Origin of the sequence: Siphonobacter sp. (assembly GCF_048595215.1) — a bacterium.
Lineage (GTDB): Bacteria > Bacteroidota > Bacteroidia > Cytophagales > Spirosomataceae > Siphonobacter.
In genome coordinates this window covers 24,097-31,132 of record NZ_JBMDWJ010000371.1, presented here as the reverse complement: position 1 = coordinate 31,132, position 7,036 = coordinate 24,097, and the positions used below count along the sequence as shown (strand labels likewise).

5 protein-coding genes are annotated in these 7,036 nt (G+C 48.1%); 1 reads left to right on the top strand and 4 read right to left on the bottom strand.

Annotated elements, in window-relative coordinates; translation table 11 throughout:
* On the bottom strand, positions 1 to 2,237 hold a 2,237-nt coding region (locus ACOJTG_RS22915; RefSeq protein ID WP_420155934.1), incomplete at its 3' end, for a SusC/RagA family TonB-linked outer membrane protein.
* A 443-nt stretch (positions 2,238 to 2,680) separates the two neighbouring features.
* Here ACOJTG_RS22915 and ACOJTG_RS22910 point away from each other — a divergent pair.
* Entirely contained in the window at positions 2,681 to 4,000 is a 1,320-nt protein-coding gene (locus ACOJTG_RS22910) for an amidohydrolase (protein ID WP_420155933.1), read from the top strand.
* Here ACOJTG_RS22910 and ACOJTG_RS22905 read toward each other — a convergent pair.
* The 3 genes from ACOJTG_RS22905 to ACOJTG_RS22895 all read right to left on the bottom strand — a co-directional run bounded on the left by ACOJTG_RS22905 (position 3,997) and on the right by ACOJTG_RS22895 (position 6,961).
* Positions 3,997 to 4,800 carry an SDR family oxidoreductase gene (locus tag ACOJTG_RS22905; protein WP_420155932.1) on the bottom strand — a complete coding sequence of 268 codons (804 nt, stop codon included), beginning with the start codon at positions 4,798 to 4,800 and terminating at the stop codon, positions 3,997 to 3,999. The genes ACOJTG_RS22910 and ACOJTG_RS22905 overlap by 4 nt on opposite strands.
* A gap of 346 nt (positions 4,801 to 5,146) precedes the next feature.
* A complete protein-coding gene (locus ACOJTG_RS22900; protein ID WP_420155931.1) occupies positions 5,147 to 5,878 on the bottom strand; it encodes a LytR/AlgR family response regulator transcription factor in 732 nt (243 codons plus the stop codon).
* Positions 5,879 to 5,953: 75 nt separating this feature from the next.
* On the bottom strand, positions 5,954 to 6,961 hold the full coding sequence (locus ACOJTG_RS22895; protein ID WP_420155930.1) for a sensor histidine kinase: 1,008 nt from the start codon (positions 6,959 to 6,961) through the stop codon (positions 5,954 to 5,956).
* Positions 6,962 to 7,036: the final 75 nt, after the last annotated feature.

Below are 7,036 nucleotides of genomic sequence, written 5' to 3'. Positions count from 1 at the left end.
CCAATGTTTGAGCTGGTCGGCAAACCCGTCGAAGGAGCCTGAGCTACGTACAGAATCAAATTGTCAATATCATTCTTGTAATACGCGATTTCTGCCGTGATCCGGTCATTCAGAATACCCAGGTTCAGACCAACGTCGGTTTTTGTACTGGTTTCCCATTTCAGATTCGGGTTTCCTACGCTGTAAAAGCCTAACGTAGCCAGTCCTCCGTAATAACCAGAAGTGTACGTTGAATAGGGGCTGTAATCGCCAATACCCCCGATATTACCTACTTTACCGTAGCTACCCCGAATCTTGAAGCTGCTGAAAATCCGATCAAGTTTAGCGGCTGACCAGAAGCTCTCCTGCGTAATTTCCCAGCCCGCCGAAGCTCCCCAGAAGGTACCTTTTTTCTGACCAAGAGCGGAGTATTCATCCTGACGGATGTTACCACTCAGGTAGTATTTCTCTTTGTAGTTGTAGGACAAACGGCCGAACCCTGACAGCAGGTAGTTTTCACCGTAGGTCAAACCTGCGGTGTTGTTATTCACCCAGCCCGCCTGAAGCTCCGTATACGAAGCATCGGACAGCCCCTGACGGTTCAGACCGAAGCCCCGTGACGTGGTACGCTGTTGCTCCTGACCAATCAACAGGCTGAAGTTATGCTTGCCGAACGAGCGGTCGTACTGAGCAGTGTTGGTCCACAACCAGGTTTTGTATTTAGCGTAAATACCGGTGCCGTAGCCATTGTAAGAATAACCATCCCCCGTAACCGGAGACCAGAACGTATCATTATCTATCAGCATGTAATCAATACCGTAGCTGCTTTTCAGCGTCAGTCCTTTCACCGGATTAAACTGAATGTAGGCGTTGGATTGAATGTGGCTGTTCTCGGAGTTCGAACGGTTCAGGTTGAGCAAAGCAACGGGGTTATAATACGACAGGTTAGAAATACCGGCGATGTTACCCGCAGAACCAACCGCTGCTCCGTTAATATTTAAGGTACCGTCATTGTTGTAAGGAGCAATGATCGGAGGTAGTACAATAGCCAGACGTCCTAAACCAGAGGTGTTGAACGCTTCGCCACTGAGTGAACCAGAGGACGTAGCGGCCAGGTTTCTCTCGTTGGAATAAGAGATTTTACCACCGATCGTAACTACTTTGTTGAGCTTGCTATCGACGTTGAACAATGCGTTCAGACGCTCGAAATCGTTTTTACGGATGATACCCTGTTGAGACGTGTAACCCGTTGAAAAATAGTAGTTCGTGTTTTCGCTACCCCCGGATACGTTCAGGTTGTGGCTATGCGACACCCCCTGGCGGTACACCTGATCCTGCCAACGCGTATCGATTGGATTTCCGTTCGCGTCGTTCGTTTGGGTATATTTAATCGTAGAGGCCGTGGGGTTGTTGGCAACCGCTCTCGTTTTGAAATCAATGTACTGCTGGGCGTTCAGCATGGAAGGCAGACGATACGTATTATTGAAGCCTACCCATCCATCGTAGTTTACCCGTACTTTGCCGGATTTACCGCGTTTCGTCGTGACGAATACGACACCATTGGCAGCCCGGCTTCCGTAAATGGCGGTAGCCGCCGCGTCTTTCGCTACGTCAATACTTTCAATATCATTAGGGTTGATACTCGCCAGTGGGTTACTGGGAGCATTTGTGGAGCTATAGTCACCCGTAAACGTAGGGACACCATCCACTACAACCAGCGGATAAGAGCTCAACGAAATCGAGTTTGTACCCCGAATCCGGAATACGGGTGGAGCGTTCAATACGCCACTGGGTACCGTAATCTGAACCCCAGGGGTACGACCTGCCAGTCCTGATTCGAAGCTCTGGTTAGGCATTTGAGCAATTTTCGAACCAGATACGGAGCCAATGCTACCCGTTGCATCTCGTTTAGTTTGAGTACCATAACCAATGACCACCACTTCTGAAAGTTCGTTGGAATCCGTGGTCAATTGTACATCAATGACGCTTCTGGAGTTGATGGCAACTTCCTGTTTCTGGAAGCCAATAGAGCTGAACACCAGCGTCGTACCGCTCGAAGGGATACTGAGGCGATACTTCCCGTTTGCATCCGTCGTCACTCCCTGAGAAGTTCCTTTCACCGTTACACTTACACCTGGCACAACACTGCCATCGTCAGAAGTAGTGACTACGCCAGTCACCACCCGGTCCTGTGCATAGGCCGTCAGGGTTACGACGGTTAGCCACAGTACGTTTAGAAAGAGTACAAATCTCTTCATTGTTGTAAAGGAATTGGTTAAGAATAGATAGTGGGTAATCAACTGTTTTCGGGTAATGTCTAGAGGGACAACCTGACTCCTGTCGGTAAGCTTAGGAAAATAGAATCCCCGCTCAAGCCGAAGGAATGCCTGAGTAATACTAAAAGAGCTGACGACGATTAGAGGACCAAACAGCCGCGAAGAGCCGGCCTTGGTTTAGTATACGTAACGTAAGAGGTAATCATGATGTTGATGAAGTTTTGGTTAAGGAATATTGCAATGGATTGCAAAAGTATAAGCTTTATTTTGCCAAACAACAGGAAAGTATTTTTTTTACAAAAAATCATGTATTTTTTCGTTGTAATTCCTGTAAATGCCTGATTTCATTGGTAAAAAGGCAGATAAGGCGAAATTATATTTTGTATTTACTGGCGAAATTAAGTGTATTCTGACCGAAGAAAACTATGAAAAATTCTATTTTGGCCGCTTTGTTACTGATCTCCTTTGGGAGTCACGGTGCTGTGGATCCCATCAAGAAACGGATGGATCAAATGGCTAAGGAGATCGAGAAAAAAGTGATTACCTGGCGGCGGGATTTTCACGAACATCCGGAGCTTGGAAACCGGGAATTCCGTACGTCCGAGAAAATAGCGGCTCATTTGAAGGCTCTGGGACTGGAGGTAAAAACGGGCGTTGCCAAGACGGGTGTCGTAGCCCTTTTGAAAGGCGGCAAACCCGGCCCAGTCATTGCCTTACGGGCGGATATGGACGGCTTACCCGTAACGGAACGCGTAGACGTTCCCTTCGTATCAAAAGTTACCACGGAATACAACGGCCAGCAAACGGGGGTGATGCACGCCTGCGGTCACGATGGCCACGTAGCCATTCTGATGGGCGTAGCCGAAGTACTGGCCGGGGTAAAGAGTGAGGTGAAAGGAACCATCAAGTTTATTTTCCAACCCGCCGAAGAAGGAGCCCCGCAGGGCGAAGAAGGTGGAGCGGCGTTGATGATTAAAGAAGGCGTACTGGAAAACCCTAAGGTAGATGCCATTTTCGGCTTACACCTCAATGCTCAGACGCCCATTGGACAGATCAAGTACCGGCCCGGAGGTACCATGGCCGCTGTTGATTTCTTCAGTGTAAAAGTGAAAGGCAAACAATCGCACGGAGCGTATCCCTGGCTAAGTATTGATCCGATTGTGACGGCTTCCCAGATCGTCAATAACCTGCAAACGATCGTTAGCCGCAAATTGGATCTGACCAGCGGAGCGGCTGTGGTCACCGTCGGGGCTATTCACGGGGGCATTCGGCAGAATATCATCCCTGAAGAAGTGAATATGATGGGGACCATTCGTTACCTGGACGCTCCGATGCAAAAGGTGATTCATGACAACCTTCGGCAGGTGGCCGAAAAAACAGCCGAAAGTCAGGGAGCCAAAGCGGATGTAAAAATTGATGTCATGTATCCCGTTACCTACAATGATCCGGCCCTGACGGATCAGATGGTGGGTTCGCTGGAAGAAGTGGCCGGGAAAGACAACGTTCTGCTGACGCCCGCCGTAACCGGAGCCGAAGATTTTTCCTTTTTCCAGCAAAAAGTACCCGGACTGTTTTTCTTCCTGGGCGGAGCTCCGCTTAACAAATCCCAGGCACAAACCGCTCCACACCATACGCCGGACTTTTATATTGACGAAGGTGGGTTCGAGCTCGGCATTCGGGCCTTCTGTCATTTGGTCGTAGACTACGCCGATCAGCACAAGTCGACTAAAATTAGCAGCCGTTAGGAGCGAATTTTGTAGTTACGAATCATCAACCATAACAGGCCGGGTGCGTATCGTTTGAGATAGGCCCCGGCTACTTCTTTCAGGCCTCCGATATATACTTCCCGCTTACGGGAGCGGAGGGCTTTGAGGATACGTTCGGCACATACGTCGGCGGAAATGCCCCGGGCCTGGTTTTCATCCATCCGGTTATTGGCTTGGCCACGACCGTTCAGGGCATTAAGTGAAATAGCGGTTTTGATGTAACCCGGACAAATGATCGTCACCCAAAGTCCTTCTCGCCAGATTTCGGCCCGTAGCGAATCAAAGAAGCCGCGGATGGCGAATTTAGAGGCGGCGTAACTCGTCCGCATCGGCGTAGCGACGTACCCGGCAATGCTTGAAATGGGTACAATCAGGCCACTTTTCTGAACTAGCAGCGTGGGTAATACCGCTTTGGTCAAAGCAACGACGCCAAAATAATTGACCTCCATCAGCCGCCGATCAACATCAATAGAACTTTCCAGAGCCAGTGACCGCTGACTAATCCCCGCATTCTGTACCAGAATATCGATACGGCCAAAGGTTTGTATGACGTCCTGCACGCAAGCAGTAAACGTATCGGGCTGACTCATGTCCATTACCACAATCTGGATGCGGTCGGCGGGCAGGGCCAGCTCCTGAGCCACCCGCTGTAATTCGGCTTCTCGCCGGGCTGAAAGTACCAGACGACTCCCCTCGCGGGCAAAGGCATGAGCCAGGGCTTCGCCAATGCCTGACGAGGCTCCCGTAATCCAGACGACCTGATCCCGAAAGGTGGACATACCGTAAAAAAAGGTTTGTATGAAAGCGGTAAGTTAGCTACAAAAAAGAACCGTCGCTCCAAAGAAGCGACGGTTACTCTCACCCCAAAACTTAAACTACCCACAAGGGGATTTCTTTTCGGCTCTTGCTCGTAGCAGTTACCGAGCTATGAAAATCAGCGAATAATCGAATTTGAAAAGGGCAGGCCCGTAAGAGGCTGCGGAATACTGAATCAAATAAAAATCAATCTGAGCGGAAAGCCACTAGCGTAAAAATCGGAAATATACTCCCTTCAATTTTCTGCCGATCAGATCGTATAAAAGAGAGATAAGACGAAAAATTTTTCAGTCGTATCAAAAAGCGAACTCATTCAACTTTACCCGCATTAATGGCTTTGAATAAGGCCTCTCCGTACGATTCACTGATGGGAATATGAACCTGACCAATTTTGATTCGCAGGTTACGAATCGATTCAATTTTATCGAAAGCAATGATGAATGATTTATGAACGCGTAGAAAAGGACCGCTGGGTAACTTTTCTTCCATAGCTTTCATCGTCAGTCGCGTAATTACCGGACGACTCTGTCCTTCGAGATAAATTTTTACGTAGTCCTTTAATCCTTCTACGTAAAGAATATCGGCAATACGGATTTTTACCAGCGAATAATCGGCATTGACAAACAGGTATTCCTGAGCGGGAGCGGGCGTAGACTCGGCTACCGCTGGCGTTTCCTGATGACGCAAATTATGGAGTTCGTACGCTTTATTGACTGCTTTTAAGAAACGTTCAAAAGAGACCGGCTTGAGCAGATAATCGAGTACATCGAGGTTAAAACCTTCCAGGGCAAATTCTTCGTAAGCCGTTACGAAAATGACCATTGGAGCCTGCGTCATGCTCTGGACAAACTGTACACCGCTGATGCCCGGCATCTGAATGTCCAGAAATAAGAGATCGATCGGCTGCTGCTGCATCACCTCCTGAGCTTCAAAGGCATTTTTACAACGCTTTACTAAGTTCAGAAAGGGTACTTTTCGTATGTTATCTTCCAGTAAGTCAAGGGCTAAGGACTCATCGTCCACGGCGAGGCAGTTCATCATGGTTTCGTTAGTTTTGGGTACACCGCAAAGGTAATACTTCGGTCCACTACTGATTCATTTCGGAAACGAATCCAGTTAGTGATTCACGGCTTCTTTCCACGAGCGGTCTTTCAGGGGATGATCGTTGGTAAAGTGCAGGGTAAGTTTTACTTCGTACCAGTCCGAATTGTCATCAATCACTAATTCATGCGATTCGGGGTACAATAGGCTTAAGCGGCGTTTTACATTCGGCAAACCAATGCCCGAACTACCGTCTTTGACTTCCTTAAACCGACGATTTACCTTGTTGCGTACCGTAAAGATCAGCGTATGATCCTTGGAGTCGAGCAATACTTCAATTACCGGATCACTAATGAGTCCAACCCCGTGTTTAAACGCATTTTCAACGAATGGAATCAGCAACATCGGCTCAATTAGCTGGTGCGTGAGCTGATTATCCGCGTGGAAATGAATCTTGACATCGTTACCAAAACGAATTCGCTGTAAATCGATGTAATTGTTGAGGTACTTGATTTCTTTTTCCAGCGAAACCCGCGAGCCATTCGACTCGTAAAGCATGTACCGCATCAAATCCGAAAGCTGGATGACTACGGGTTCAACCATATCCGATTTCTTGCGGGAAAGCGATACGATACTGTTGAGCACGTTGAACATAAAGTGCGGACTAATCTGCGAACGCAAAAAACTTAATTCAGACTTGAGCCGTTCATTTTCCAGCTCTTTCCGTTCTTGTTGATCCGAGAGATAATCACTCAGTAACCGATAAATCGTGCTAATGGCCAGGATGAAAAAGACCGGAAAAAGGGTGTAGAAAGTGATACGGGCGGAAGGAAGTTCGGGAAAGAAAACGTAGTTGCGTAAGCTTAAATTAATGGACAGAACGGCCGTTACTGAAAGCAAAATATAGGCGAGGTAATACCAGACGCCCTGACGCTGTAATACCCGGGGAATCAGAAAATTGGCGTTAATGTAAAACAGCGGGATGGTAAGCATCTGTAATAGAATCACCACCTCATCCGGTACCTTTACCTTGGGCGTACCCGGCGGGTTTTGGGGCGAACGAAGCAGAAATGGCAGGGACATAAAAAATGCCCAGAATGCCAGGTGCATCAGCCCGGTCAACGATTGAGTAAAGGTTTTGTTCTTAAATTCTCGCAC

Excerpts from the sequence above, each read along its gene's own strand:
- ACOJTG_RS22910 (WP_420155933.1), top strand. The coding sequence starts at position 2,681 with ATGAAAAATTCTATTTTGGCCGCTTTGTTACTGATCTCCTTTGGGAGT.
- ACOJTG_RS22895 (WP_420155930.1), bottom strand. The coding sequence starts at position 6,961 with ATGTCCCTGCCATTTCTGCTTCGTTCGCCCCAAAACCCGCCGGGTACG.
- ACOJTG_RS22900 (WP_420155931.1), bottom strand. The coding sequence starts at position 5,878 with ATGATGAACTGCCTCGCCGTGGACGATGAGTCCTTAGCCCTTGACTTA.
- ACOJTG_RS22905 (WP_420155932.1), bottom strand. The coding sequence starts at position 4,800 with ATGTCCACCTTTCGGGATCAGGTCGTCTGGATTACGGGAGCCTCGTCA.